The sequence below is a fragment of the Mesonia phycicola genome, from assembly GCF_900141885.1.
Lineage (GTDB): Bacteria > Bacteroidota > Bacteroidia > Flavobacteriales > Flavobacteriaceae > Mesonia > Mesonia phycicola.
On the sequence record NZ_FQYY01000008.1, the window covers coordinates 34738 to 60700 of the forward strand.

A 25963-nucleotide genomic window follows, 5' to 3' on the forward strand; every position below is an offset into this window, starting at 1 on the left:
CGCTAACGGACTGCAAATATAGAGTAGTTTATCTTTACTGCAAAACTTTTTTGCATTTTTTTTCATTTTTTTTTTCAAACAAACGCTTTTCGCTTCTCTTTTTTCTTTTTTAAACTTCTTTTCATAGCGCTAACCACCTCATCTACACCTTTTTCAAAAGATTTAGTGACTTTTTTCACTATAATTTCGTTTCCTGGAATTTTTATTAATATTTCTGTGATTTTATTTTCTGGCTCACTGGTTTTTTGAACTTTTAAATAAACACTAGCATTAATCACTTTATTAAAATGCGTTTCTAATTTACTAAGTTTATTTTCTATAAAAGAAATAAGTTGTTGATCTGCATTAAAATTTACGGATTGCACATTTACTTTCATACCTATAGTTATTAGTTAAACAATTATTTCACTTTTTGTTTCTTGGATGAGATTTAAGGTAAACCTTACTTAGCTCTTTAATTCCATTATGCGTATATACTTGCGTGGAAGCTAAACTTGAATGACCTAATAATTCTTTTACTGAATTTAAATCTGCCCCTTCATTTAAAAGATGGGTTGCAAAAGAATGCCTAAGTATATGTGGACTCTTTTTCACCTTTGTGGATGCCTTACTAAAATAATTATTTATTACACGATAAACAAGAGTTGTGTACACTTTCTCCCCTTTACTTGTTACAAATAAAGCAGATGTATTAGCGCTTGCTATTTGTGCACGTTCTCTTAAGTAAAATTCAGCAGTATTTTTAATGCTAGATAGCAGTGGTAATATTCTTTCTTTATTACGTTTCCCTAGTACTTTTACTTGTAGTTTTTCTAAATCAATATTATTTACCTCTAAATTAATTAACTCTGCTCGACGCATTCCTGTAGAATATAGCAGCTCTATTATTAACTTGTCTCTTAACTCTAAAAATGTAGTTGCCTTAAAACCTGAAATTACTTGCTCTACTTCTTTATCTGAGAATGGTATTTGAATTTTCTTAGATACTTTTAATGATTTATGCTTAATTAACGGAGATACTTCTATTTGCTTAGTTTTTAATAGATATTTATAAAATGTTTTAAGAGAAGATATTTTTCTATTAATAGATCTATTAGTTATACCACTATCTACTAACTGAATTATCCAAGACCTTATTATACTATAATTTACTTCTGTTAATTGCTCTAATTGAAAATTATCTTTAGCAAATGAAGAAAAACCTTCAATATCTTTTTGGTAGGCGTTTATTGTATGAAGAGAATATTTTTTCTCTAGTAATAAATAATCTATAAACTGAGATAGTTGCATAAAAAAACTGTTGACAAACAAAGTTAAGAAACTTTATCTACCAACAGTCTTTGTAAGAAAAGATCTAAAAGATTAAATATTCTCTTGATCTCTTAAGCTTTGGATATAAATTGCTTTTTGTAGCTTACCTCTATTTACAACAGATGGTTTTAAAAACTCTTGACGATTACGAAGCTGACTCGCAATACCTGTCTTTGTAAATTTTCTCTTGTAACGCTTTAAAGCTCTATCTATATTTTCTCCGTCTTTAACCGGTATAATTAACATTTTGTATTCACCTCCCTTCCTTGAAAAATTTTGAGCGGCAAAAATAAAATTTATTTTTATTTCACAAAATATTCTAACTAAATATCACAAAGTCAATTATAAAATTTTATAGAGAAATTTATGTGGCCGGTTTGTACTCTTTTTTATCTATAATCATTTTCGCTAAAATTTCTCTAAGAATTTCGCTTGTTCCTCCCCCAATTGGCCCTAATCTACTATCGCGCAACATTCTTGCAAGCGGATATTCTTCCATATAACCATAACCACCTAAAAACTGTAAACATTCATCAATTGTTTTGTCGGCCATTTTGGTAGAAAGTAATTTAGACATGGTAGCTTCTTTTACTACATACTCTCCATTACCTAAACGCTGTGCTGTTAAGTAATTAAATTGCTTACACATTTCTGCTTCACTAGAAATATCTGCAATACGGTGACGAAGCGCTTGAAATCTATCAATAGACTTACCAAAAGCAGTACGATCACTCATATATTGTAATGTATACTCGATAGCATGTTCTGCTCTAGCGTGCGCATTAATTCCCATTACTAAACGCTCTAAGGCAAAATGCTGCATAATATACGGGAAACCTTTCCCTTCTTCTCCCATTAAATTTTCTACTGGAACTTTTACATCTGTAAATGAAATTTCTCCTGTATCTGAAGCGCGCCAACCTAACTTGTCTAGTTTTGTAGAAGCAATACCTGGTGTATCTCTATCTAAAACAAAAATACTCATTCCTTTATTTCCGGCTTCTGGGCTTGTTTTTGCTGCAACAATTAAATAATCAGAATAAATTCCGTTAGTGATAAAAGTCTTTGAGCCGTTTAAAATGTAATGATCTCCATTTTTTACAGCAGTAGATCGCATACCTGCAACATCTGAACCTCCAAACGGCTCGGTAATACAAAGGCATCCTATTTTTTCTCCTGTAATACTTGGAGCTAAGTATTTTTCTTTTTGCTCGTGGTTTGCTTCTTTATTTAAATGCGTCATTGCTAAATAAGCGTGCGCCCACATTGCAGCTGCAAAACCACCAGAATTTATTTTTTGAAGTTCTTCTAAGAAAATAACTGTATAAAAAATATCAAGATCTAAGCCTCCGTATTGTTCAGGATAATTAATTCCGAAGAAACCCATTTCACCAAATTTCTCCCAAATAAAACGCTCTATAGTTCCTGTTTTTTCCCATTTATCTAGGTGCGGAACTACTTCTTTTTGTAAAAAATCACTTAAGCTTTTTCTGAAGAGTTGATGCTCTTCTGTAAAATACATATTATTCATTCTTTAGTTTTCTTTAAGCTGGTTAAATGTTGATAAAATTTTTGACATGAAAAAATGAATTCTATAAAATTTATCAATTATTTTACGAAATTCTAATTTATTGTCAAATATAATTTAATTCTATCTATTTTGTATGCAGGAAAACTTTCAATTTTTGCTAATTCTTCAAAAGAAGTGATTTTTTCATGTAGTTTTCTATATTCTACAATCTCTCTTGCTAATTCATAATCAAAATAAATGATTTCTGACAACTCGATAACACTAGCTTTATTGATAGAGAATTTAGTAATTGGTTTAGCATGTAGTACTGTGTATTTTTCTAGAATTTTAACTCTAGTTTCATAATTAAGACCATAAATATCTTTTAACTGAATATCATTTACAAAACCACCTATTTTTAATCTGTAATTAATTATACGTTGACTAAGCTTCTCTCCTACTCCATAAATTTTTTCTAATTCTTCTTTAGAAACGTTATTTAAATCTCTCTTTACACTATTTTGATTTAAGCTAGAAGAATTTTTAGAAAGAGATGTTTTGTTTTGTTGAATTACCCAATCTGGAAATTTGAAAGAAGGGGCTATTTTGTTTAAAAGAGAATCTGAAACCTGTGTAACTTTTTGAAAGTCTTTTTTAGAATTAATCCATTTATTTTGTGCTCTAAATTGTTTGAGTCTATCTATTTCTTCTACAGACATTCCTAAAACATACCCTTTATAATCGTTTATATAATTAGGGTTAAATGGGTAAATGGTATCTTTTTTAGGCTGATTTTTTTGGGCTTTTACAGAATCTATATATTTCTCTATTTCAGAGATTTCTGAATTATTGATAGAGTTTTCAAATTGATTTAGGTAATTATTTCTTACCGCATACATAATTACAGAAAGTACGAGTATAATAATTACCAATAAAAAAATCCCATTCTGTTGTTTAAAATTAAACACAAAATGGGATTTTTTAAAACTCATATTATATAATTTACTCAGGCATTTGATTAGTAAATAACTCTCCTGCCTTTAATTTTCTAAAATATTCTCTTAGGTCTTCTCTTACTTCACCAGACATTATATATAATCCAATAATATTAGGGAATGACATTGCTAGAATCATCATATCTGAAAAATCTAGTACTGCCCCTAAGCTTATAGAAGCACCAACTACTACGAAAATTAAGAATAAAAATTTATAAATCATCTCAGATTTTTTACTTCTTCCAAATAAATATGTCCAAGCTCTCATACCGTAATAAGACCAAGAAATCATTGTTGAAAAAGCAAATAAGAATACTGCTGCAGAAAGTACATATGGGAACCAAGAAATAACACTTGCAAAAGCATCTGAAGTTAATTGAGCACCTCCTATACCAGGTACTTCATGTTTTCCTGTAAAAATTAACACTAATGCAGTTAATGTACAAACTACTACTGTATCTATAAAAGGTTCTAATAAAGCTACAAAACCTTCTGATGGTGGATGATTAGTTTTTGCTGCACTATGCGCAATTGCTGCAGACCCAACCCCTGCTTCATTTGAGAATGCTGCCCTTTGGAAACCAACAATTAATACCCCTAAAATACCACCTTTAAGAGCACTTGGAGAAAATGCACCATCAAAAATTGCTGAAAATGCAGGACCAATATTAGAGATATTAGCTCCAATAACAATTAAAGCTCCTATTACATAAACTGCTGCCATAAAAGGAACAATTTTACCAGTAACTTTAGCTATACTATTAATACCACCAATAATTACTACCCCTACTAGTACTGCTACTACAGTACCAAAGATAAAACCATTACCTTCTAATGCAGGGAATTGACCAGATAAGATTTCAAAAGATTGATTAGCTTGGAACATGTTACCACCTCCAAAAGAAGCTCCAACCCCTAGAATTGCGAAGAAACCTGCTAAAAATTTACCAAGGCCTTTCATATTACGTTTTTCAAGTCCGTAACGTAAATAGTTCATTGGTCCTCCAAAAACACGACCATCTTCTGTAATATTTCTATATTTTACACCTAAAGTACATTCTACAAATTTAGAAGACATTCCTAAAAATCCAGCAACAACCATCCAAAATGTAGCTCCTGCTCCACCTAAAGATACTGCTACTGCTACTCCGGCAATATTACCTAAACCTACTGTTGCAGATACCGCAGTTGCTAATGCTTGAAAGTGAGTAATATTTCCTGGTGCATTAGGGTCGTCATACTTTCCTCTAGCTAATTCTAAAGAATGTTTGAAACCTCTAAAATTGATAAAGCCCATTCTTATAGTAAAAAATGTAGCACCTAACACTAACCAAATTACAATAAATGGAATAGCATTTTTTTGTAAATCACCGTTAGGGTGAGTTAAAGCAATTGGTTCATCATATTTAATTTCTGCTAAATAATGAGCGCCTTGCTCTATCACATCTTCTCCATTTTCTGGATTAAAGATTACATTACCTTCTTTCACTAAATGTTTAAGCTCACCATCTGCTAAAGCTTTTACTATTTCTTCTGAATCGCCACGCTGAACGATAGCAATAACTTCTCCTTTTTTAACTTTTGCTTTATCTTGCTTTTGCCATTTTTTCAATGTGTATACATCATCTGTATTCATTGTCCAACTTGGTGTTGCAACTCTTTTTACATCTGCATAAATTACAGGGTCGTACACACCTATTGCTGCAAATGGATCCCAAAATAAAATAGCTCCCATATTATCTACAAGAGGCTTAAAAAATCCATTAAAATGCTCTGTTATAGATTCTGCTTTAATACGGTAAGAACCTGTTGAAGAGTTACCATTAGCATCTGTTACAATCACATCATAAGTTAAACCTTCTACTAATTTTACAGCTTTATTAGATTTTAAAGATGTTTTTTGGTCTGTCCATTTATAAGTGTATGGAGCTTTTCCGCCTGTTACAGATAATTCAATGCTACCGTCATTAATTAAATTTGAAGGGTTAACTAAAGAAGCTTCAACTTTTAAATCTTGACTATTTTCTGTTTGACTTTCTTGAGCATTAATTAAATTGATTGAACCAATTAAGCATAATACTGAAAGTAAATACTTTCTCATAGAGTTGATATATTTAAAATAATTTATTGGGTTATTAAATATTGGTTGACCAATATCTTAAAAAAAACGATTTATATTAACATATTTTACAAAAAAAATCCTAAAAAGTAATATTACTTAGAAGGATTTTTAATTTATACTTAAGCACTCATTTTATTAAGTTACTTGTAAGTGAAATTTTATATATGCGAGTAGTAATAATCACCCTGCTAAGGTCTTCTGCATTTAAATGTGCAGGAAACACTTTTGTAGCTTTAATTGAATGAAAAATTTTACTCATAAAATATTGTAATAATTTTAGAAAACTTTAAGAACTGGCAATATCATAAAAAAATTAGCTTTATCAAAAGCTAATTCGTTAAAATCTAATATTATCCAACTAAAAAACGGGGGAGTTATGCTATATGTTATAAGTTTCTTTCAATTTTTCTATTTGTTTAGGCTTTCCTATAAAAATTAGTTTTGAATTTTTTCTAATTACCATATCTGCATCTGGATTAACCGTATAATGACCTTCTGGTGCACGATAACCAATTACTGTACATCCTGTAATTTTTCTAAAATCTAGATCTTTTATAGCCTGCTCTCTTCCATCCTTACATATTTTATCAAAAGCAATTTCTTCTATATTTATGCTTCCTTCTTGTCTAGAAACGGTTAGATGACCTAAAAACTCTAATAAATCTGGGGTTACCACCAAGCTTGCCATATGGTCCCCTCCTATTTTATCGGGCATAATTACATTGTCTGCTCCCGCTAACTTAAGTTTATACAGCGTACTTTCTTTAGTTGCTCTACTTATAATTTTTAAATTTTCATTAAATTGTTTTGCAGAAAGCACTATAAAAACATTATCTGCATCACTAGGTAAAGTACACATTAAAACAGAGGCTCTTTCTATACCTGCTTGCTTTAATACCTCATCTTCTGTTGCGTTACCTTTAATATAAAGATCTCCAGAATCATATAATTGTTCTAAAACCTCTTCATCTTTATCTATCACCACAAAACTTCTATTGTAAGCTTTTAATTTACTTACCGCTTGCACCCCATTTCTGCCATAACCACAAACTACTACGTGATTTTTTAAAGAATTTATTTTACTGTTCACTTTTTTCTCTCTTAAATTACCTAGATTATTTTTACTTAAAATATATTCTGTAATTACAGAAATTGCGTAACCGACAATAAATATACTACAGACAATAAATATAGAGGTAAATATCTTTTCTTGCGGACTTAATGGTTGCACTTCTCCAAAACCAATAGTAGTAACAGTTATCACAGTCATGTAAACTGCATCTACCCAACTAAAGCCTGAAAATATTTTATAACCAAAAACACCAATAAAAAAAACTACAACTAATGAAAGCCAAGCTATAGTTAATCTGGAATTTAGATATTTTTTCAAAGAAATGGTTTTATAAGTCAAAAACTGAAGTTCTTTTGGTATAGATTAAATCTTTTAGTTTTAACCAAAAAGCCAAGGTAAGGTAAATTGCAAAACCTACTCCTAAAGTAGCAAAAGACACATATATAAAAAATATTCTTACACTTTTTACACGCATACCTAAACGGTCTGCTAAACGAGAACTTACGTAAAAGCCGTTTTTCTCGAAATAATATCGAATATTTGATATGAAATTTTTCATCTCTACAAATTTAAGTTAAGATCTTGTGCTTTGCAAAAGACTTACTCCTAATTCACATTGTAAACATTTATTTTTATCACAGTAAAAAGATTTTAACTGTAATAATGCTTGCGAGTCTAAAGCTGTTTTTGCGGTATCTTTTCTTAAATTATTAAATTTTTTAATAATCGAATTTTCTTCAGCTTTCAATTCTTTTAAAACAGTAAATAAATCATCTACATTCTCCTTTCCTATATACTTTTGGTAGGCAAACTGTAATGGCAGTAAAGTGTTAATTACCAGTAAATTTATAAATGATTTAGTAGTATTTTTAGCAAGCTTTTTACTTTCTTTCCCAAAAGAATAATGGGTTTGCCAATAATCTGATGTGTTAACTTTAAATATTGTATAAAACTCTTCTAAGCTTTTTACATCTTTTACTTGACTAAATAAATGTTGATTTTCTTTATACAACTGCATTAATTGAGATAACCTAATGGTAGGAAAATTGGAAGGACGCAATCTGAAAAAATGAATAGAATTTTGACATATAGGTGTTAAACTAAATTTATGTTTTAAATATTGATATTCCTTTTTAAGCTGCTGGTAATAAACATCTTCTTTATTTTCTATTAAAAGATTAGCTTGCCCCATTACTAAAGCTTCTAACTGAAGAGTACTTTCTAGTTTTCTAATAATTGAAAATGGAATAGATTGTGCCAACTCTAAAAATGCTGCTCCATTTTTATTTAAGCCAAAGTTTTTCAACAATAACTGAAACAATACCGCTTCCCAATCATTATCTGTCTCTTTGAGTTTTTCAAAAATTAAAATAGATTTAGTCTCTAGGCGCTGTATGTATAATTTCTCTAACCAATTATGAAGTTGAAAATCTTTGAAAGCAAAAAAATCTTTCTCACAGTTAATCCACTTTTGAGTAGAATTTAGCAGATTTTCATAATTTTTAAGTAAACTAAGGTTACAGTAGTCTTTTAGCTGTAAAGTTGCTATTTCACTTTTATCACTTCTAAACACTTCTACATCGTGCTCCCATACCACGTGCAAAATTACATTATCGTAAGCAGCATCTTGTTCGTGTTGGTGCGCATACCAATGACTTGAGTTTATATGAATTTCTACATTACCCGCCCAAAGTTGATTACCTATTTTAATCTTGGCGTTAAAAAAATCTGGTCCAGAGTTTTCTGTATTATGCCAACCACTATTTAAAATCTCTAGTTTTTCTCCCTGAGTAGTAAAAACATTTAAAAAACTAAACTTTTTAAATTTCCATAAATAATGCAAAAAGTCTTCTTTCATTCTTCAAGCATTTGTTTTACACTAGGAAAAATACGCTCTACCCAGCGGAGGTACATTTTAGCACTAGGATGCAAACCATCTTTAGCTACTAACTCGAGATTTGTTTTTGCTTCTTCAGAAATATCTGTAATGTAAAAATACTTAACTCCATAATCTGCACTAGTTATCATACAACGTTCATTGTAAATCATAATCTCGTGTGCAATTTCATCTACATTACTGTTTTGTGCAAATGGAGTTACACTATAATCTGGAATGCTAACTACAAAAACACCTTTTGCTCCTTTTTTTGATTTTTGTATGGCTTGTTGCAAAATGACTTCTAAATCTTTTTGAAATTGCTCTAAATCTTGACCTTGGTATTGATTATTTACTCCGATTAAAACAGAAACCAAATCGTATTTTTCTTGGCCTACCTGCTCATTTATTGCTGTTAATAATTCATCTGTTCTCCAGCCTGTTTTAGCAATAATTTTTGGAGATTGCATCATATAGCCACTATTTTTTAACTTTTGAGTTAATTGAACTGGCCAACGTTTATTTTCTGCTACACTTTCTCCTATGGTATAAGAATCTCCTAAAGCTAAATAAGAAAGTTGTTTATTTGGTAATGTGGAACTTGAGCTACAAGAATATAAAATCAATAAAAACGAAAGAGTAATATATATAAAACGCATAGTATATGTTATACGTTCTAAGTTAAGTATTTTCAGTTAAATATCGCAAATTCATTTTTTAGCCGTTAGTAAAATTTCAGCAAAAAAAATAGGCTCTCTAAAAAGTATTTCACGATTTACCCAAATTTTAATTTTGAGTGACGCTTTTAACTACTTTTTAAAAAGCCCTTTCTATATTTTTTAAAACTAAAAATCTAGTCTATAAATCCATTTGCTTTCATCCACTCGTCGTTATACATTTTACCTATATAGCGGCTTCCGTGATCATGAAATAAAATAACGACTACATCATCTTCTTTAAACTCATCTTTTAATTGAAGTAAACCTTTCATTGCTGCTCCGGCAGAATTCCCTAAGAACATCCCTTCTTCTTCTGCTAATCTTCTGGTGTAAACCGCCGCATCTTTATCGGTTACTTTAGTAAACCCATCAATAATATCGAAGTTTACATTTTTTGGTAAAATATCTTCCCCTATACCTTCTGTTATATATGGGTAGATTTCATTTTCGTCAAATTCACCTGTTTCATGATATTTTTTAAAGACAGACCCGTAAGTATCTACTCCCCAAATTTTCACATTAGGATTTTGTTCTTTTAAGTATTTACCAACTCCAGAAATAGTTCCTCCCGTACCTACGCCAACAACAAAATGAGTTACTTTTCCATCGGTTTGGTTCCAAATTTCTGGTCCAGTACTTTCGTAATGTGCTTGAGAGTTTGCTAAATTATCGTATTGATTTACGTACCACGAGTTTGGACGTTCTGCCGCTATTCTTTTTGCTGTTGAATAATAAGAATCTGGGTGTTCTGGAGCTACACTAGTAGGGCAAACTATAACCTCGCAACCTACTGCTCTTAAAATATCTATTTTCTCTTTGCTTTGCTTATCTGCTAAGGTACAAACCATTTTATAGCCTTTTACAATTGCTGCTAAAGCTAAGCCCATACCAGTATTACCAGATGTACCTTCTACAATTGTTCCGCCAGGTTTTATTAAACCTTTTTCTTCTGCATCTGCCAACATTTTTACCGCCATACGATCTTTAACCGAGTTGCCAGGGTTAAACGTTTCATACTTTGCTAAAACTAATGCTGGGATATCTTCTACTAGTTTATTAATTTTTACTAAAGGTGTGTTACCTATAGTTTCTAGTATATTATTTTTGTAGTCCATTCTTTTTCTTTTTTTTGGACTGCAAATATAGGGATTAGATATTGAAATAGAAGTTAGAAAGAAGTTATCAAAATTTTCTATTTAAATAGATTTGAAATAATAAACAATTCTCTTATTTACTCAAACCTAATAGCTTTGGCAGGAGTAATTTTTGTTATAATGTAAGATGGGATTAATAACATTAGCATACATAATAGTAATGTGCCTAAGTTAATCATTAAAATATAATCCCAACCTAAATACACTGGCGCTTCTGTAACATAGTAAGTTTCTGGATTTAGAGGAATTAACTTAAAATATTTTTGAAGTAATAAAAACCCTATACCTATTACATTTCCGTAGAAAAGTCCTTTTATAATTAAATAAGCTGCATTAAACAGAAAAATTTTTCTAATGCTCCAATCTGTACTCCCTAAAGCTTTTAGCATCCCAATCATTTGGGTTCTCTCTAAAATAAGAACCAATAATGCAGTAATCATATTAATACCAGAAACAATAATCATGATACCAATAATGAGAGCTATATTAAAATCAAATAAAGAAACCCATTCAAAAATAGAGCCGTAGGCTTGTTTAATGGTTTTAGCATCTAAAAAAGAACCAATAGCAGCATACACTTCTCCTCCTTTTTTATCTATTTCTCTAAAATCATCTACAAAAACTTCAAAATTACCAACCTCATTAGTTTCCCATTTATTTAAACGTCTAATTTGATTGAGATCTGCAATTAAAAAAGTTTCATCAAACTCTTGAAAGCCAGAATTAAAAATTCCGCTGACTTCAAAAGCTACTAAACGCGGACGATCTTTATTTTCTTCATTCATAAAATAAATAATCACCTTGTCTCCTACGTTAAAATGTAAACGTTTAGATAAATATTCTGAAATTAAAATTTCTGTACTATATCCTTCTTTTTTAAAAATTGGCAATTTACCTTCTACCAAGTACTCTTCTAGATAATCCCAACGGTAATCTGTACTTACACCTTTTACAATAGCACCTTCAAAATCGGTTTCTGTGCGTATAATTCCGTATTTTGTAGCTACTCCTTGTATATGATTTATACCCTCTACACTAGTAAATTCAGGATAAAAATCTTGTTGAGTAGAAATAGGAATCTGCGTTTCTTGTGAATTATTATTATTTAGATTATTAATAATAATATGCCCATTAAAAGCTGCTATTTTATCTCTAATTTTTTGCTCTAAACCTACTCCTGTAGCTACAGAAACTAACATCATAATTACACCAACAGCAATTGCAGTCACTGCAATTTTTATTATTGGTGCTGATATGCTACTTTTATAATCTTTGGCGCTAATTAAGCGTTTAGAAATAAAATATTCAAAATTCAAAAGCAATGATGTTTTACCGGTTGGTCAAAAATACATTTTTTATTCTTGCAATAGGCCTAGTTTCTTGTCAAGGTCAAACAAAAATGAGAAAAAATATCCCGAATAAAAAAAATGACACCTCTATAATTATGGGTGCCAATCAAACAAATACTTATCTCCCTCTTTTAAAAGATAAAAATATTGGGATTGTTGGCAATCAAACTTCTGTAATATTTAAAGCAAATGGTAGCTACACACATTTGGTAGATTCTCTACTCTCTCGAAATATTAAAATTGAAAAAGTTTTTTCGCCTGAGCACGGGTTTAGAGGCAAAGCAGATGCGGGAGAAAAAGTAAAAGATGGTATAGACTCTAAAACAGGAATTGAGTTAGTTTCTCTCTACGGAAATAATAAAAAACCCACCAATGCTCAATTACAAGGCATAGATTTTATGGTTTTTGATATACAAGATGTTGGTGTAAGGTTTTACACTTACATTTCTACTTTACATTATGTGATGGAAGCTTGTGCAGAAAATAACATTCCGTTATTAGTATTAGACAGACCTAACCCAAACGGACATTATATTGATGGGCCAATTTTAGAGAAAGAACATAAAAGCTTTGTAGGTATGCACCCTGTACCTATTGTTCACGGAATGACTATTGGTGAATATGCTCAAATGATTAATGGAGAAAATTGGTTAAATAATGATATTAAGTGTGAATTAATGGTAATAAAAATGAAAAATTACGATCATTTACAAGCTTACCAACTACCAATAAAACCATCTCCAAATTTACCTAACGCTCAAGCTATTAATCTATACCCTAGTTTATGTTTTTTTGAAGGAACTAACATTAATGCAGGAAGAGGTACAGACTTTCAGTTTCAAGTATTTGGAGCACCAAGTTTAAATTCAGATTTTTTTAATTACTCGTACACACCACAACCTAATGACGGAGCTAAGCACCCTAAAAATGAAGGAAAACTTTGCTACGGAATGAATTTGACTTCTGTAGAAAATCTTAACCACATTAATTTAAATTGGTTAATTTCTGCTTATCAACATACAAAAAATAAAAACGAGTTTTTTAATAACTTTTTTAGCAAGTTAGCGGGCACCAAAAAACTTCAGCAACAAATTGAAGATGGAATGAGCGAGACAGCAATTAAAGCCACTTGGCAAAACGGACTAACTACTTATAAAAAGATGAGAGAAAAATATATTTTATACAATTAACCGTAATTTAACGCAACCTTTGTTTATTTAGTTCATCTACCATAAAAACCAACTATTTATGAGTAAATTGTTGTTAATCGCTACATTTATTTCTCTTTTAGCAGCTGATTGTGAGCCTAAAATAGAAAATAATAAAAGAGTGATTGTTAGAGGTAATATTATTACAGAAAATGAACAACCCGTACAAAATATAGAAGTTACCACTAGTGTAGAAGAATACATATTAGGAAAAACACTTACAGATACTGATGGAGTTATTGATATGGTTTCTGCGGAATCTTATGATGATAATTACATTATAAATATTAACAACGGACATCAGCTTGGCTACACATCTGTTAAAATTATTAGAGATGAAAACCAAACTTTTGAATCTAACATATATAATTTAGGTACTGTTTACTTACATCCTATTTCTAATTTCACCCTTACAACTACAAAAAAGTCTTCGCAAGATGCAATTTTAAAAGTTAGTATAAATTTTTTAAATATTACTTGTTTATATAATTACAAATACGGTTTACTTGAAGACCCTTCTAGATGTTATGAAGAACAAAGAATAACAGCTAAAACTAGTGAATTACATAGCAACTTAGATTTAAGCCTTCAAGTAATTAAAGATGCTCCTTTAACAATTACTTATCAAATAGATGAAAACCCAGAGGTAACTGTTGAAGTGATTCCTAATCAACTAAATTTTGATTATGAAATATCTTACTAGAAATTCACTAATACTGTTAAGCCTTCTTAGTTTTTCGTTAAGCTGGTGCCAAACCGAAACTTCAGAGTCTAATGAATCTAATTCTTTTTTTAAAAATGAAAGTTTTGCAAATTTTAAAATAGGAGGAGATTATGCTATTCCTATTGGGAATACGTTTACTGGAGATAATTTAGATAGTAGTGCTGGATTTAGTTTTGAGGTTTCATTTAATTTAAACTCTCCTATTATTTTTGGTTTTCGTCATAGTAATTCTACTCACGATGTTAAAGACAAATCACTCGTTGGTAATTACTCTACCACTCATAATAGATTGAATGGACTACTTATAGGATATCAGTTTTTCACCTCGTCTAAAATTAGATTTACTCCTACTATTGGTGTTGGAAAAGTAAGCTATAGGCAAAGTATAAACGGAAATAAATTTTACGATTCTGGTACAGCTTTATGGATAAACGGAGAAGTAAGTTTTCATTTTACCAAATGGCTTGCTTTGTATGGTAATGCAACTCTACAAAAAGATTATTTAAATATGGATGTCCCTTCTGAGTTAGAAGATTACTTTAAGTATGGACAATTTTTAAGACTAGGCTTAGGTATAAAATTTGTAATATAAACTGTATATAACATTTTTATTTACAGTTAACAACTATGACACATACTGTGTTTTTATGGTTTTTTTATATTCTACAGTAATTTTAGATCCTTCTGCTAGCATTACAGAATTAGGTTGCATTGAATTTAAAAAAGCAAAATCTTTACCATAAACTAACCCGAAATCTGTATCTATTTTATATGTATTTATTTTATAAGCTTTCCATTTAGGATGTTTTACTTCATACTCATTAGACTTTTTATCATTCACTTCTGCATAGCCCCAATAATGTTCTGTTATAAATTCTGTTTCGCTTCCTGGTTCTATGTCAAAAGATACTTTACTAGCTTCTATCTGAAAAATATTTCTTTTTCCTGATTTCTCCCAAATATATTCTACTGTTCTTCCATTTTCATCTTCTAACCATTTATATTTCATTTTCATGGTTTGGTAATTTTCTTTGTAAACGGTATTAGCTACAAATGTTAAAGCCCATTTAGGTACAATTTCTTTAATAAAAACTACACCACGTTTCCATTCATTATTTTCAAAACGCTTTACATAAAATCTTAAATTAACTTCTTCAAAATTTACATGAAAAGGAATTTTCACACCTAACAACCTCGTGTTTTTAAACATAAACCCTACTAAACTCACAAAGCATTTTCCATTCCATAAATCTAGTTCTGTGCCATAAGGAACATATTTAGCCAGCACTTTGGGGTCTATAATATAATTTGCAAATGCTAATTTTCTCCACTCTCCTGTTAAAAAGCTCATTTTTCAGATATTAAAATTTATAATCCATTAATTAAAGAATGTTTCCTATATAAGTATTATAATTAATTAGTCTTTTAAAGATACTGTTGTTTAATCTACAATACTGTTAATAGATTTTTTAATTTTTTTATATTTTTCTGGCATCTTTAAAAAAGGTTGTATAGTAAAAGTAAATTTACGGTTGGCATCAAAATACCAATAATTACCTTTTAGTACACCTTCTTCAGTTTTTATCATTTCTTGCGGAAGGTGATTGATTGAAAATTGACTCTGCTCTTCGTTATACCAAATACCTAACTCCTCTAAGTCTTCTTTGTTGGTGTAAGTAAGTTTAATTTGAGGCTTTATTTCTTTATTATCCCGAAGGATTAATTGTTTATTTGTGAAATTTTTTAAATCTTCTCTCCATAAGTTTTCATTAGTTTGAGCTTCTTCTATTTTTCTCCACTGTTTTATTACAGTTTCAGCATTATAGTCTTCTTCTAGAACTGTAAATAAATTTTCTTGAATAATTTCTACTTCCTGTTTTTCAGGATAAATGCTAACGGTAGTTTTATCTGCTACTACTCTTCCTCCTTCTATACCAAAAAACGTACTTATTAAAAAGAGTATAATTTTAAATTCTTCCATATCAATTAATGTAATTGTAATATTTCTATAATCTCAAACTTCACTATTTCAACTGAAAATGAATATGATCATCATGTCTTACTGCTTGGCAACCATGAAACCTTATTTTGGTATGGTTTAATTGTAACCTAGTCTTTAAATGAGGTTCTATAAAAAGTTTTTCTACATTGTTTTGCTTTAAAATTAGATTTACTAACTGACGAGTGCCTTTTTTAGAAAATTTAATATCTCTATTAATGCTACCAAAAGTTAAATATTTAGGGTAATCATACTGCCAATACCCCCTTTCTTTACAAATATCTATTTGGCTATATTCTGTAAGAGTGGGTTCTTCAAAAACGCCATAACCGCTCACAGATGGTTTTTTATTATTTAGGGTCCCGTCATTATTTTCATAAATTAAAGACACATCTATTTTTTTACCATCGTGATGACTTAAGTGCGGTAATAATGGAAAGTGATTAAAAAATGGAAAACTAGCATCTAAATACAACATTTTTATACCTGGGTTTTCATTATTAAATTTTGCAGATATTTCTCTTAAACTTTCATTCAATTCTGGCACTACATAATTTCTATTTGCTAATACAAAAAATATAGAACGAGCTTGTAAGCTATTAGTCTCTCTAATTTTTTCTCGCCCAAAAACAGGAGCTAAATAGGGTACAATAACTAATGTGGCTAACATATATAAACCTAAAAAAAGAATAAATTGTTGTAGAGATTTTTTAAAACTTTTTTGGGGTATTAATAAAATAGATAGAAAGTAAATTACACCACCTACTTGAGTTAAAATAGTTAGTAGAGAAAAAATTAAAATACGGCGTATTATTTTCAACTTAAATTTTAAATTATGTGATTGTATTTTTCACTATTCTTAAAGGAAATAATTTTACTTCTTCTTTTAAAGCTGTAATTATTTTCTGCAGCTCATCTGTGCTATAAACGCAATTTACAGTAACTTTCTTAATAGACGTACTATTATTTATTTGGGCATTTATTTCTATTTTAAAATGCTTTTTGTCTTGTTTGTTTTCTAATAAAGTAAAAGTTATGGTTGGCTCTATAAAGTTTAGAGTAGTTGCTACCAATACATTATTGGTTACAATGCTTTTTAACCAATTAATAATACTATATATTTCGTTCACTAAAAGAGCAGAATCTGTTACAGAAAAAATAGCTGATGAGCTTTGCACTTTAAAATTGATTAACAACCAATTTGCATCAAATTGATTGTTAATCGATTCTAAAAACTGGTAATTAATAATATTTAGCTCTATAAATTGGTTATCTACACCTTCAAAAATCATAATTTTCCTGTTTTATATAGCTTATAGCAATACAAGAGTTATTTTACACGTTTTTTCATTTCTTCTACAATATTAAAAGCTGCGGGACAAATGGCTACATTTTTTAATGTTAGATTAGATATCTGCTGAAATTTTTTACGATCTGTATGCGGAAATTCTGCACAAGCTTTTGGGCGTACATCATAGATAAAACATTTGTTATCTTCATCTAAAAAAGTGCAAGGTACTTGCTGCAACACGTAATCATTATCTTCATCAATACGCAAATAAGTATCTATAAACTGCTGTGGTTTTTGCTTAAAAAATTTCGAAATTCTCTCTATATCTTTATTTGTAAACAAAGGGCCGGTAGTTTTACAACAATTAGCACAAGTTAAACAGTCTGTACGTTCAAATTCTTCTTCATGCAGGTCTTGCATTATACGGTCTAAGTTTTTTGGTTGCTTTTTTTTAAGCTTTGCAAAAAACTTTTTACTCTCGTTATGCTTATCTTTGGCCTGTTTTGGCAGATTTTTTAAAATTTCTTCCATAAGGCAAATATAACTATTCATAAGTACATATTATTTTGAAAAACCCAGACATTTTTGGCCAAGCCGTAGCCGATTTTTATTTTGAAAATCAGCCTGAAAATATTGTAGTACATTCTACCGATTTTGATGATGATGAAATTCCTACAAATTATCTTTTCCGTAGTTATCAAGAAATGCCACCTCTAGAGCAAAAAGCATTACAATTAGCTAAAGGCAAAGTATTAGATGTGGGTTGTTGTGCTGGTAGTCACGCATTGTATTTACAAGAAAAAGGTATAGAAGTAAAAGCTATAGATATATCTAAAGGCGCAATAGAAATAGCAAAACAACGTGGAGTTAAAAATGCGGTTTCTGAAGACTTCTTTTCTATAGAAAATGTAAAATTTGATACTATTTTAATGCTTATGAATGGTAGTGGTATTATTGGTAAATTAAATAAACTAACGCATTTTTTTCAGCATATAAAAACATTACTAACACCTAACGGAAGTGTTTTAATAGACTCTTCAGACCTTAGGTATTTATTTGAAGAAGATGAAGATGGAGGTATTTGGGTAGATCCCAATCAATATTATGGAGAACTTACTTATACCATTAGCTATAAAGGGGAAACCTCTGCTTCTTTTAATTGGTTATATGTAGATTTTAACTCTCTGCAACTTGCGGCCCAAAGTAATGGTTTTATATGTGAGTTAATTAAAGAGGGGCAACATTTTGATTATTTGGCAAAACTAAGTATACAACTAGTATAACCAGATTTCCATTTATCTACAGAAACGTGACGTTCAGCTTTTTTTCAAGCTTACATTTGGGTTTCATTTCTATTTTTATATATCTTTAACAAAAGACAATTAATTATAAAAAACAAAAAACATGTTAGATTCTATATTAGGTTCACTTAAAGATCAAGTTGCAGGGAAATTAGAAACAGAAGCTGGAGTAGACAGCTCTAATGTTGGAGGTGTTATGGATGTGGTAAAATCTGTAGCTATGGATAAAATTGGAGGAGAAATGCTAGGCGGTGGTCTTTCTAGCGTAATGAATTTATTTAGCGGAAAAAGCAATAGTACTGCTGCAGATAGTCTTCAAACAAGTTTAACTACTGGTGTGGTAAATGGTTTAATTGAAAAAATGGGATTCTCTAAAGAGAAATCTTCTACTGTTACCAATATTGTAGTTCCTGTTTTAATTAACCTAATTTCTAAAAAGAATGATGAAACCGCAGAAGATGATGCATCTCCATTAAAATCTCTTTTTGGTAGCGCAGCAGCTTCAGGTCTTGGTGATAAATTAGGAGGCTTCTTTAACTAAGAAACTGTGCTTCAAGATAAATTTACAAAAGAAATAAAAGAAGGTTACAACTTTGAAGGTTCTTCTGTAGTCTTAGGGGGAGCTATTTTAAATGGCTCTCCTGTAAAAGACCTTCAAGTAAATATACCTCTTAAAACCATTAATCGTCATGGTTTAATATCTGGCGCTACTGGTACAGGAAAAACTAAATCTTTACAGCTATTTGTAGAGCAATTAAGTTTATCTGGTGTACCTAGTGTAGTAATGGATATAAAAGGAGACTTAAGTGGTTTAGCCCAACCTGGCTCTACCAACAAGCACGTAGTTTTTAGAAATGATGCTATAGGTTTAGATTTTAATCCGCAAGGCTTTCCTGTAGAATTAATGACTTTATTAGGAAGTGAAGGTGTTAAAATGAGAGCTACCATATCAGAATTTGGTCCGGTTCTTCTATCTAAAATGCTTGACCTTAATGAAACTCAAAGCGGAATTTTAGCTGTTCTCTTTAAATATAGTGATGATAATTTACTTCCCTTATTAAATATTGAAGATTTAAAAGAATTTTTAAAATACTCTATTAATGAAGGAAAAGAGAACATAAAAAAAGAATATGGGCAATTATCTTCTAACTCCATCAATACTATTTTAAGAAAATTAATAGCCTTAGAACAACAAGGCGGAGATAAGTTTTTTGGAGAGCCTTCTTTTGATGTTAACGATTTTATTTATACAGATAAAGATCAAAAAGGAAGAATATCTGTTTTAAGACTTATGGATATGCAGGATAAACCTAAATTATTCAGCACATTTATGTTATGCTTATTAACAGAATTATACGCAACTCTGCCAGAAGTTGGAGACTCTAACAAGCCAAAACTAGTTTTCTTTATAGATGAAGCGCATTTAATGTTTAAAAATGCCTCTGGTGCATTGTTAGATCAAATAGAAGTAATTATAAAATTAATTAGATCTAAAGGCGTAGGTATATATTTTATCACTCAAAACCCTTCAGACATTCCAGAAGATGTGTTAGGGCAATTGGGCTTAAAAATTCAGCATGCATTAAGAGCATTTACAGCTAAAGACAGAAAACAAATTAAGCAGCTTTCAGAAAATTTTCCTGTAAGTCCGTATTACAATATATCAGAAACTATTACAGAGCTGGGGTTAGGTGAATCTTTAATTACTTGTTTAGATGAAGATGGCAAGCCAACACCTTTAGTACATACACTAATGCGTCCGCCTTTAAGTAGAATGGATATTCTTGATTCTTCAGAAATTAAAGATTGTATAGATAATTCTTTAATTTACAATAAATACAATCAAGATATAGACTCTGAAAGTGCTGCAGAATTACTAAAAGAAAAGATTAAACTAGCGCAAAACCAATCTAAAAAAGACGATCGTTTAGCTGCTGAAATGAAAAAAGCTGGTCAAAAAAGAAAGGTTAACTCTACTAAAAAAGAAGAAAGCTTTTTTGATGAAATGAGCAAAAACACTATGGTTAGACAGGTAGGACGAACCATTTTTAGAGAGCTTACTAGAGGGCTTCTTGGTGTATTAGGAGTAAAAAAATAACTAAGCTTAATAATTTATTTATATAAATAAGTTATAAAATGCTTAACTTTAAGAAAAAGTACAACATCAATTTATTAAACATTAACTATGGCTTACAAAATAGAAACTATTGAAAGTATTGGTCCAGTTACAGCTGGAAAATTAGAAAAAGCAGGAGTTACTACTACAGAAGGTTTGCTTGAAAAAGCAGCTTCTAAATCTGGGCGTAAAACTGTTGCTGAAGAATCTGGTATTTCTGAAGGAAAAATTTTAGACTTTGTTAATATGGCAGATATGATGCGTATTAAAGGAGTTGGTGGAGAATTTGCAGAACTTTTAAAAGCTTCTGGTGTAGATACAGTGAAAGAATTACGTAACAGAAACGCAGAGAATTTATTTGAAAAAATGACAAGCGTTAATGAAGAGAAAAAACTTACAAGAAGAGTACCTAGCGCTAGTCAATTGCAAAATTTTATTGACATTGCAAAAGAGACAGAACCAATGGTGACTTATTAATTCACTAGTTTCTTTCTAATTGTAAATAACATAAAAACGGCTTGGTTACAAATTAACCAAGCCGTTTTATTTTTATAAACTCTACACTTCTTTATAAAGTTTCTTTTTCTATAGTTAAAGAAGTATTGGGGTTTGTGTACACTTTTTCTCCGTTAATAAAAGTAGCTTCTACTTGAGTTTCTAAGAGCTTATCTTCTGTAACCTTCATAATATCTCTATCTAATATCACAAAATCTGCCATTTTCCCAGCTTCTATACTTCCTTTTTCTTCCTCTTCAAAATTGGCATATGCAGCCCAAATAGTCATTCCTCTTAAAGCTTCTTCTCTACTTAAGGCATTTTCTATTTGAAATCCGGTTTTTGGGTAACCCTCAGCATCTTTTCTTATTACTGCGGCATAAAAAGTTGAAAACGGACTTACATTTTCTACAGGAAAATCTGTACCCAAGGTTACTAAACCTGCGATATGTAAAAGTCTTTTGTAGGCGTATGCGTTATTTAGTCTTTCTTTTCCTAATCTTTTTTCTGCCCAATACATATCACTTGTAGCGTGAGTTGGTTGCACAGAAGGAATAATATTTTTTTCACTTTCAAAATAAGAGAAATCTTCTTCTTCTAAAATTTGTGCATGCTCTACTCTCCAGCGTTTATTACTTTCATTTTTTAATAATGAATCGTAAACTTTTAAAACTACATAATTTGCAGAATCACCAATAGCATGTGTATTTAATTGGTATTTTGTTTTACCTATTTTGGCTGCTAAATCTTTAAAGTCTTCTAGGCCAATTACCATTGCCCCAAAATGATTTTCTTTATCTGTGTATGGTTCTTTTAATACAGCACCACGAGAACCCAGTGCGCCATCTGCATAAGCCTTTACAGAACGTACATGAAGTCTGTCGGTTTTTAAAATTCCTTTCTTTAAAAAATACTCTACATCTTCTTTACTATTTCTTACCATAGCATATATCTTTGTTTTAAGCTTGCCAGCCTGTTGTAAGCTATCTATTAACATAATAGAAGATTTACTTAAACCTGCATCATCTATTGTGGTTAAACCGTAAGGTAAAGTTTCTTTTTCTGCTGCCAATAAACCATCAATCTCTTGTGTTTTGGAAGGTTGCGGGATTACCTCCCAGATTTTAGCCATAGGATTATCTATTAAAATCCCAGTAAGCTTATTATCTATTACTTCTATCTCCCCACCTTCTACATTTGTATTTTTATTGATTTTTGCTAATCCTAATGTTTTACTATTAACTAACATTGCGTGTCCATCAATTCTGGTAATTGCTATTGGTGTATCGGGAAATAGTATATCTAAAGTATCTTTATTAGGGTATTCTTTTACTTCCCAATCATTTTGATCCCACCCTCTACCTAAAATAAATTCTGTTTGATTTTCTTTTTGATAAGTTACAATTCTTTCTACTACCTCATCAAAACTTTTAGTACCTGTAAGATCTACCGCTTGTAATTGTAAACCTAAATTATAAAAATGAGCATGTCCATCTATTAAACCAGGCACAATGGTTTTACCGTTAGCATCTAAAGTATTTTTAGGTTGGTAACTTTGTAATAAATCTTTTTCTTCTCCTACTAGTTTTATTTTACCATTATTAACAATAAAAGCAGAGGCAGTATCAAATGTTTTATTAACGGTGTATACTTTAGCATTTTTAACCAAAAGGTCTACTTGTTCTTTTTGAGTACATGCTACTAAACCTAAAAAAATGGAAATAAGTAATATTTTTTTCATTGTAAATTCTTTAAAAATAAAAAGCGTTTATCAATGATAAACGCTTTTTGTAATCTATAAATTCTATTTAACTATTTTTTAATTAAACGCTTATTTAATTCTCCTTGATTAGTTTTAATACTCATCAAGTAAATACCTGTGCTCAAATTTTGCACATTTAAACGGGCTAAGTTTTTATTAAACTCTAAAAGCCTTTTTCCTTGAAGATTGTAAATAACAACTTCTTGTAATTCTAGACTTTCATCAGAATGTAAGTTAATAATTCCTGTAGTTGGGTTAGGGTATACTCTTAACAGGGTAGACACATCAAATTCTGTAGCGCTTAGCTCATTATCTATAACTTCTGTGGAAACCATATTGGTTATTATAGGTGAGTTAAAATCGAAATAAATTTGTGCATCACCGGTTATAAAATCTCCTACACTTACACTAGACTTTGGTTTTATTTTATAAGCTACAAAACCGTGACTACCTGCTTCATCTGAAGTTTCATCAGGTAAATTAATATTATCAAATATAAATTCTACTTGATTACCCTCACTAATCTCAATATAATAATTGTGACTAGCATTAATTGGCTTTAGAGTATTATAATCTAAATTTGGATGAAGTGTATCTAAAATCCTAACATTAATAGCACTTGCTGTTCCTGTATTTTGAAAACGAATTAAATAATCTAAATACTCATCGGTTTGATCTTCATAAATTTCTTCTCCTTGTAATACTTGTTTATCGTTTGGATCAAAAGAATTCACCACGGTTTGATCGTAAACAAAAGTATTATCGGCAGGAGTGTAATCGTTGGTATTTGGAGTGACGCTCGCTGTAAAATTTAGAATATCATCTCCGTTTACAGTTGGTGGTTGAAAAGTATTCATGGTAACATCTACAATCTTGCTTTCAAAAGGCGCAATACTCGTAAAGTCAAAATTTAATTGATTTGCTGTAGTAGAGCTTGGTGTTTGAGAGGCTGAAACATAAGTTTGCATCGTATTATCAAAAACTAAACTTATAGAAGGATTAGCTATCGTTTGATTCCCAACATTTTGAACTACCAATTGATAATCTGCATCAAAACCGGGACGAGCTTCTGATGTAGGCAATAAAGTTATATTTAAATCTTCTACGACTTGATTGGCAGTTAAACAAAAATCAGCAACCTCAATATTTGAAGTGGTAAAAGTTACTTGTTGGCTTGATGGAGTTACCGTATAATATGGAGGTAAATTAACTAATGAAACTGTAAAATTTGCTCCTGTAACTCCAATTTCATAATTTCCTGTATCAGGAAAAACTGTGGTACTATAAGAGCCATTACTAAAATTTATTGCAATACCAGAAATGGTTTGGTCATTTTGATCACAACCATTACTATTTTCGTCATATATAATATCCCCAACAATCTTATTGCAATTAGAAGATAAATTATCTCCATCTATTTGCCAGTTCAAATTATTAATTAAATAGTTTCTAGCTAATTGATTACAATATTCTAAGTTGAGCGAATTTAGAGATTTCCCGGTAATGTTGAGATTTATGAATTTATTTAATAACTTATCATAATTGTTAACATCTAAATTAGATTCTTTTATAAAACTTGAAGTACCTGTTGACCCCCATCCAAAAAATACATTTGAATGAAAATTCCACATTGATAGATCTTGATTAAAACTAGAAGCCATCTCGAATGTACCATCCATTTTAATAACACTTGAAACGTCCCAACTACTTAAATCTTGATTAAAGCTTGATGCTCCGTAGAACATTTTTTTTATTGAGAAAATATTACTAAGATCCCAAGTATTTAATGGTTGATCAAAAGAAATAGCTCCTTCAAACATAAAATCTAAATGAGTAGGTGACCAGTTATTTAATGGTTGGTTAAAAGCTATTGCATTTTGAAACATCCCATCTGTATCAGCAATGGCTCCCCAATTATTAATATTTTGGTTAAAAGCTTTAGCCCCTGAAAACATATAAGACATCTTATACACGCTTGAAACGTCCCAATTATTTAAAGGCTGATTATAATTTTCAGCTTCTGCAAACATAAATTCCAAACTGGTGATATTAGAAACATCCCAATTATTAATGTTTTGATTAAAAGCTTTTGCTCCATAAAACATATAACCTAAAGAATTTGTACCTGTGATATCCCAATTATTTAATGGTTGGTTAAAAGATTCTGCTGCCGCAAACATAAAAGATATATGAAATACATTTGAAACGTCCCAATTATTTAAAGGTTGATTGAAAGAGGTCGCTCCCCTAAACATTTGATAAGTTTTTTGTACATTTGAAATATTCCAGTTATCTAAAGGTTGGTTAAAATCAAAAGCTACCCAAAAAACACCACTCATATCGGTTACATTAGAAACATCCCAATTATTTAAAGGTTGATTAAATGTACTGGCATCTTTGAACATGTATTTTATATCTGTAATGTTAGATACATCCCAATTATTTATAGATTGATTAAAATTACTACAACCAGCAAACATATAACTTAAATCGGTTACTTGTGATAAGTCTGGAGTGTCAGTTGCATTAACTTCCAAATATTGGCAACCATAAAAAGAATTTTCCATAGTTTGCCAAGAAATATCTCCCCACTGAGAAATTGTCTTTATTTTATCCCTATTATTATTTAATGGGTTATTATCAAAATATATTCTTGGAAAAATACCAGATATAGATACTGTATATATCCCAGCGGAATTATACGTATGAGAAGCATCTCCTGTTTGATTGGTTAAGACTGTCCCGTCTCCGAAATCTACGGTGTAATTATAACCCGTACCTTCCGTCGGAATAAAAATTTCAAGATCACTCGAAGAAACCTCCCAAGTTGTAATAAACGGTGCATTTTGAGCTGAAGTAAATAAGCTTATCAATAAAAAGCTTATTAAGAAGTAAAACTGTTTCATATATAAATTAGTTTTCTGCAATATAACTATTTAGAATAAATAATTTTATATTT

General features: G+C 30.3%; 26 protein-coding genes. 7 read left to right on the plus strand and 19 right to left on the minus strand.

Annotated elements, in window-relative coordinates; genetic code table 11:
• Nucleotides 1-74 precede the first annotated feature (74 nt).
• From hpf to BUC03_RS12180, 12 genes are all read right to left on the minus strand, one after another.
• Nucleotides 75-377, minus strand: a complete 303-nt coding sequence (gene hpf / locus BUC03_RS12125; RefSeq protein ID WP_073152415.1) for a ribosome hibernation-promoting factor, HPF/YfiA family — start codon at nt 375-377, stop codon at nt 75-77.
• Nucleotides 378-405: 28 nt separating this feature from the next.
• Nucleotides 406-1290, minus strand: a complete 885-nt coding sequence (locus tag BUC03_RS12130; RefSeq protein WP_073152418.1) for a tyrosine-type recombinase/integrase — start codon at nt 1288-1290, stop codon at nt 406-408.
• A gap of 72 nt (nt 1291-1362) precedes the next feature.
• Complete coding sequence (gene rpsU / locus BUC03_RS12135) at nt 1363-1557, minus strand: 30S ribosomal protein S21 (protein ID WP_073152421.1); 195 nt, start codon at nt 1555-1557, stop codon at nt 1363-1365.
• A gap of 118 nt (nt 1558-1675) precedes the next feature.
• The gene (locus BUC03_RS12140) at nt 1676-2842 is read right to left on the minus strand and encodes an acyl-CoA dehydrogenase family protein (protein WP_073152424.1); all 1167 of its coding nucleotides are present in this window, start codon (nt 2840-2842) and stop codon (nt 1676-1678) included.
• A gap of 92 nt (nt 2843-2934) precedes the next feature.
• Entirely contained in the window at nt 2935-3813 is an 879-nt protein-coding gene (locus BUC03_RS12145; RefSeq protein ID WP_073152427.1) for a ComEA family DNA-binding protein, read from the minus strand.
• A gap of 10 nt (nt 3814-3823) precedes the next feature.
• Nucleotides 3824-5917, minus strand: coding sequence for an amino acid carrier protein (locus BUC03_RS12150; RefSeq protein ID WP_073152430.1), 2094 nt, complete (start codon nt 5915-5917; stop codon nt 3824-3826).
• Between the two features lie 400 nt (nt 5918-6317).
• A complete protein-coding gene (locus BUC03_RS12155; protein WP_073152833.1) occupies nt 6318-7328 on the minus strand; it encodes a potassium channel family protein in 1011 nt (336 codons plus the stop codon).
• Between the two features lie 10 nt (nt 7329-7338).
• Complete coding sequence (locus BUC03_RS12160) at nt 7339-7569, minus strand: PspC family transcriptional regulator (protein ID WP_073152433.1); 231 nt, start codon at nt 7567-7569, stop codon at nt 7339-7341.
• A 15-nt stretch (nt 7570-7584) separates the two neighbouring features.
• Nucleotides 7585-8868: a DUF2851 family protein gene (locus tag BUC03_RS12165; protein ID WP_073152435.1), complete on the minus strand. Its 1284-nt coding sequence runs from the start codon at nt 8866-8868 to the stop codon at nt 7585-7587.
• Nucleotides 8865-9545 (minus strand): SGNH/GDSL hydrolase family protein, encoded by a 681-nt coding sequence (locus BUC03_RS12170; RefSeq protein ID WP_073152438.1) that lies wholly within the window; start codon nt 9543-9545, stop codon nt 8865-8867. Before BUC03_RS12170 ends, BUC03_RS12165 begins: the two co-directional genes overlap by 4 nt.
• 194 nt (nt 9546-9739) lie before the next feature.
• Nucleotides 9740-10720 (minus strand): PLP-dependent cysteine synthase family protein, encoded by a 981-nt coding sequence (locus BUC03_RS12175; RefSeq protein WP_073152441.1) that lies wholly within the window; start codon nt 10718-10720, stop codon nt 9740-9742.
• A gap of 116 nt (nt 10721-10836) precedes the next feature.
• Nucleotides 10837-12075, minus strand: coding sequence for an ABC transporter permease (locus tag BUC03_RS12180; protein WP_073152837.1), 1239 nt, complete (start codon nt 12073-12075; stop codon nt 10837-10839).
• A gap of 8 nt (nt 12076-12083) precedes the next feature.
• Between BUC03_RS12180 and BUC03_RS12185 the strand changes: the two genes are divergently transcribed.
• From BUC03_RS12185 to BUC03_RS12195, 3 genes are read left to right on the plus strand one after another with little or no spacing between them, the layout of a single operon-like run.
• Entirely contained in the window at nt 12084-13298 is a 1215-nt protein-coding gene (locus tag BUC03_RS12185; protein ID WP_073152840.1) for an exo-beta-N-acetylmuramidase NamZ family protein, read from the plus strand.
• 58 nt (nt 13299-13356) lie between these two features.
• Nucleotides 13357-14019 (plus strand): hypothetical protein, encoded by a 663-nt coding sequence (locus BUC03_RS12190; RefSeq protein WP_073152444.1) that lies wholly within the window; start codon nt 13357-13359, stop codon nt 14017-14019.
• Entirely contained in the window at nt 14003-14632 is a 630-nt protein-coding gene (locus BUC03_RS12195; protein WP_073152447.1) for an outer membrane beta-barrel protein, read from the plus strand. Before BUC03_RS12190 ends, BUC03_RS12195 begins: the two co-directional genes overlap by 17 nt.
• A gap of 33 nt (nt 14633-14665) precedes the next feature.
• Here the strand turns inward: BUC03_RS12195 and BUC03_RS12200 are convergent, their stop codons facing one another.
• The 5 genes from BUC03_RS12200 to BUC03_RS12220 form a co-directional block, all read right to left on the minus strand.
• Nucleotides 14666-15391 (minus strand): YqjF family protein, encoded by a 726-nt coding sequence (locus BUC03_RS12200; RefSeq protein WP_073152450.1) that lies wholly within the window; start codon nt 15389-15391, stop codon nt 14666-14668.
• Nucleotides 15392-15481: 90 nt separating this feature from the next.
• Complete coding sequence (locus BUC03_RS12205; protein WP_073152452.1) at nt 15482-16021, minus strand: hypothetical protein; 540 nt, start codon at nt 16019-16021, stop codon at nt 15482-15484.
• Between the two features lie 43 nt (nt 16022-16064).
• Nucleotides 16065-16859: a hypothetical protein gene (locus BUC03_RS12210; protein WP_073152455.1), complete on the minus strand. Its 795-nt coding sequence runs from the start codon at nt 16857-16859 to the stop codon at nt 16065-16067.
• A 13-nt stretch (nt 16860-16872) separates the two neighbouring features.
• Nucleotides 16873-17331, minus strand: coding sequence for a WapI family immunity protein (locus BUC03_RS12215; RefSeq protein WP_073152458.1), 459 nt, complete (start codon nt 17329-17331; stop codon nt 16873-16875).
• 38 nt (nt 17332-17369) lie between these two features.
• The gene (locus tag BUC03_RS12220; RefSeq protein WP_073152461.1) at nt 17370-17861 is read right to left on the minus strand and encodes a YkgJ family cysteine cluster protein; all 492 of its coding nucleotides are present in this window, start codon (nt 17859-17861) and stop codon (nt 17370-17372) included.
• Between the two features lie 35 nt (nt 17862-17896).
• Here BUC03_RS12220 and BUC03_RS12225 point away from each other — a divergent pair, with 35 nt between their 5' ends.
• The 4 genes from BUC03_RS12225 (at nt 17897) to BUC03_RS12240 (ending at nt 21224) form a co-directional block, all read left to right on the plus strand.
• On the plus strand, nt 17897-18613 hold the full coding sequence (locus BUC03_RS12225) for a class I SAM-dependent methyltransferase (RefSeq protein ID WP_394333514.1): 717 nt from the start codon (nt 17897-17899) through the stop codon (nt 18611-18613).
• Between the two features lie 121 nt (nt 18614-18734).
• Nucleotides 18735-19172, plus strand: a complete 438-nt coding sequence (locus BUC03_RS12230) for a DUF937 domain-containing protein (protein ID WP_073152467.1) — start codon at nt 18735-18737, stop codon at nt 19170-19172.
• Between the two features lie 6 nt (nt 19173-19178).
• Nucleotides 19179-20729: a helicase HerA-like domain-containing protein gene (locus tag BUC03_RS12235; RefSeq protein WP_073152470.1), complete on the plus strand. Its 1551-nt coding sequence runs from the start codon at nt 19179-19181 to the stop codon at nt 20727-20729.
• Nucleotides 20730-20816: 87 nt separating this feature from the next.
• A complete protein-coding gene (locus tag BUC03_RS12240) occupies nt 20817-21224 on the plus strand; it encodes a DUF4332 domain-containing protein (protein WP_073152473.1) in 408 nt (135 codons plus the stop codon).
• Nucleotides 21225-21315: 91 nt separating this feature from the next.
• On the opposite strand, the gene BUC03_RS12245 is transcribed toward BUC03_RS12240, so the two are convergent.
• Together BUC03_RS12245 and BUC03_RS12250 are read right to left on the minus strand one after the other, a co-directional pair.
• The gene (locus BUC03_RS12245) at nt 21316-22983 is read right to left on the minus strand and encodes an amidohydrolase (protein WP_073152476.1); all 1668 of its coding nucleotides are present in this window, start codon (nt 22981-22983) and stop codon (nt 21316-21318) included.
• A 71-nt stretch (nt 22984-23054) separates the two neighbouring features.
• Nucleotides 23055-25910, minus strand: coding sequence for a BspA family leucine-rich repeat surface protein (locus BUC03_RS12250; RefSeq protein WP_073152479.1), 2856 nt, complete (start codon nt 25908-25910; stop codon nt 23055-23057).
• Nucleotides 25911-25963 lie beyond the last annotated feature (53 nt).

What these genes read in the sequence shown, in the direction of transcription:
- BUC03_RS12245 (WP_073152476.1), bottom strand. Translation starts at nt 22,983, where the DNA reads ATGAAAAAAATATTACTTATTTCCATTTTTTTAGGTTTAGTAGCATGT.
- hpf (WP_073152415.1), bottom strand. Translation starts at nt 377, where the DNA reads ATGAAAGTAAATGTGCAATCCGTAAATTTTAATGCAGATCAACAACTT.
- BUC03_RS12165 (WP_073152435.1), bottom strand. Translation starts at nt 8,868, where the DNA reads ATGAAAGAAGACTTTTTGCATTATTTATGGAAATTTAAAAAGTTTAGT.
- BUC03_RS12170 (WP_073152438.1), bottom strand. Translation starts at nt 9,545, where the DNA reads ATGCGTTTTATATATATTACTCTTTCGTTTTTATTGATTTTATATTCT.
- BUC03_RS12200 (WP_073152450.1), bottom strand. Translation starts at nt 15,391, where the DNA reads ATGAGCTTTTTAACAGGAGAGTGGAGAAAATTAGCATTTGCAAATTAT.
- BUC03_RS12160 (WP_073152433.1), bottom strand. Translation starts at nt 7,569, where the DNA reads ATGAAAAATTTCATATCAAATATTCGATATTATTTCGAGAAAAACGGC.
- BUC03_RS12185 (WP_073152840.1), top strand. Translation starts at nt 12,084, where the DNA reads ATGTTTTACCGGTTGGTCAAAAATACATTTTTTATTCTTGCAATAGGC.
- BUC03_RS12195 (WP_073152447.1), top strand. Translation starts at nt 14,003, where the DNA reads ATGAAATATCTTACTAGAAATTCACTAATACTGTTAAGCCTTCTTAGT.
- BUC03_RS12150 (WP_073152430.1), bottom strand. Translation starts at nt 5,917, where the DNA reads ATGAGAAAGTATTTACTTTCAGTATTATGCTTAATTGGTTCAATCAAT.
- BUC03_RS12130 (WP_073152418.1), bottom strand. Translation starts at nt 1,290, where the DNA reads ATGCAACTATCTCAGTTTATAGATTATTTATTACTAGAGAAAAAATAT.
- BUC03_RS12140 (WP_073152424.1), bottom strand. Translation starts at nt 2,842, where the DNA reads ATGAATAATATGTATTTTACAGAAGAGCATCAACTCTTCAGAAAAAGC.
- rpsU (WP_073152421.1), bottom strand. Translation starts at nt 1,557, where the DNA reads ATGTTAATTATACCGGTTAAAGACGGAGAAAATATAGATAGAGCTTTA.
- BUC03_RS12215 (WP_073152458.1), bottom strand. Translation starts at nt 17,331, where the DNA reads ATGATTTTTGAAGGTGTAGATAACCAATTTATAGAGCTAAATATTATT.
- BUC03_RS12230 (WP_073152467.1), top strand. Translation starts at nt 18,735, where the DNA reads ATGTTAGATTCTATATTAGGTTCACTTAAAGATCAAGTTGCAGGGAAA.
- BUC03_RS12145 (WP_073152427.1), bottom strand. Translation starts at nt 3,813, where the DNA reads ATGAGTTTTAAAAAATCCCATTTTGTGTTTAATTTTAAACAACAGAAT.
- BUC03_RS12250 (WP_073152479.1), bottom strand. Translation starts at nt 25,910, where the DNA reads ATGAAACAGTTTTACTTCTTAATAAGCTTTTTATTGATAAGCTTATTT.
- BUC03_RS12175 (WP_073152441.1), bottom strand. Translation starts at nt 10,720, where the DNA reads ATGGACTACAAAAATAATATACTAGAAACTATAGGTAACACACCTTTA.
- BUC03_RS12240 (WP_073152473.1), top strand. Translation starts at nt 20,817, where the DNA reads ATGGCTTACAAAATAGAAACTATTGAAAGTATTGGTCCAGTTACAGCT.
- BUC03_RS12190 (WP_073152444.1), top strand. Translation starts at nt 13,357, where the DNA reads ATGAGTAAATTGTTGTTAATCGCTACATTTATTTCTCTTTTAGCAGCT.
- BUC03_RS12220 (WP_073152461.1), bottom strand. Translation starts at nt 17,861, where the DNA reads ATGGAAGAAATTTTAAAAAATCTGCCAAAACAGGCCAAAGATAAGCAT.
- BUC03_RS12205 (WP_073152452.1), bottom strand. Translation starts at nt 16,021, where the DNA reads ATGGAAGAATTTAAAATTATACTCTTTTTAATAAGTACGTTTTTTGGT.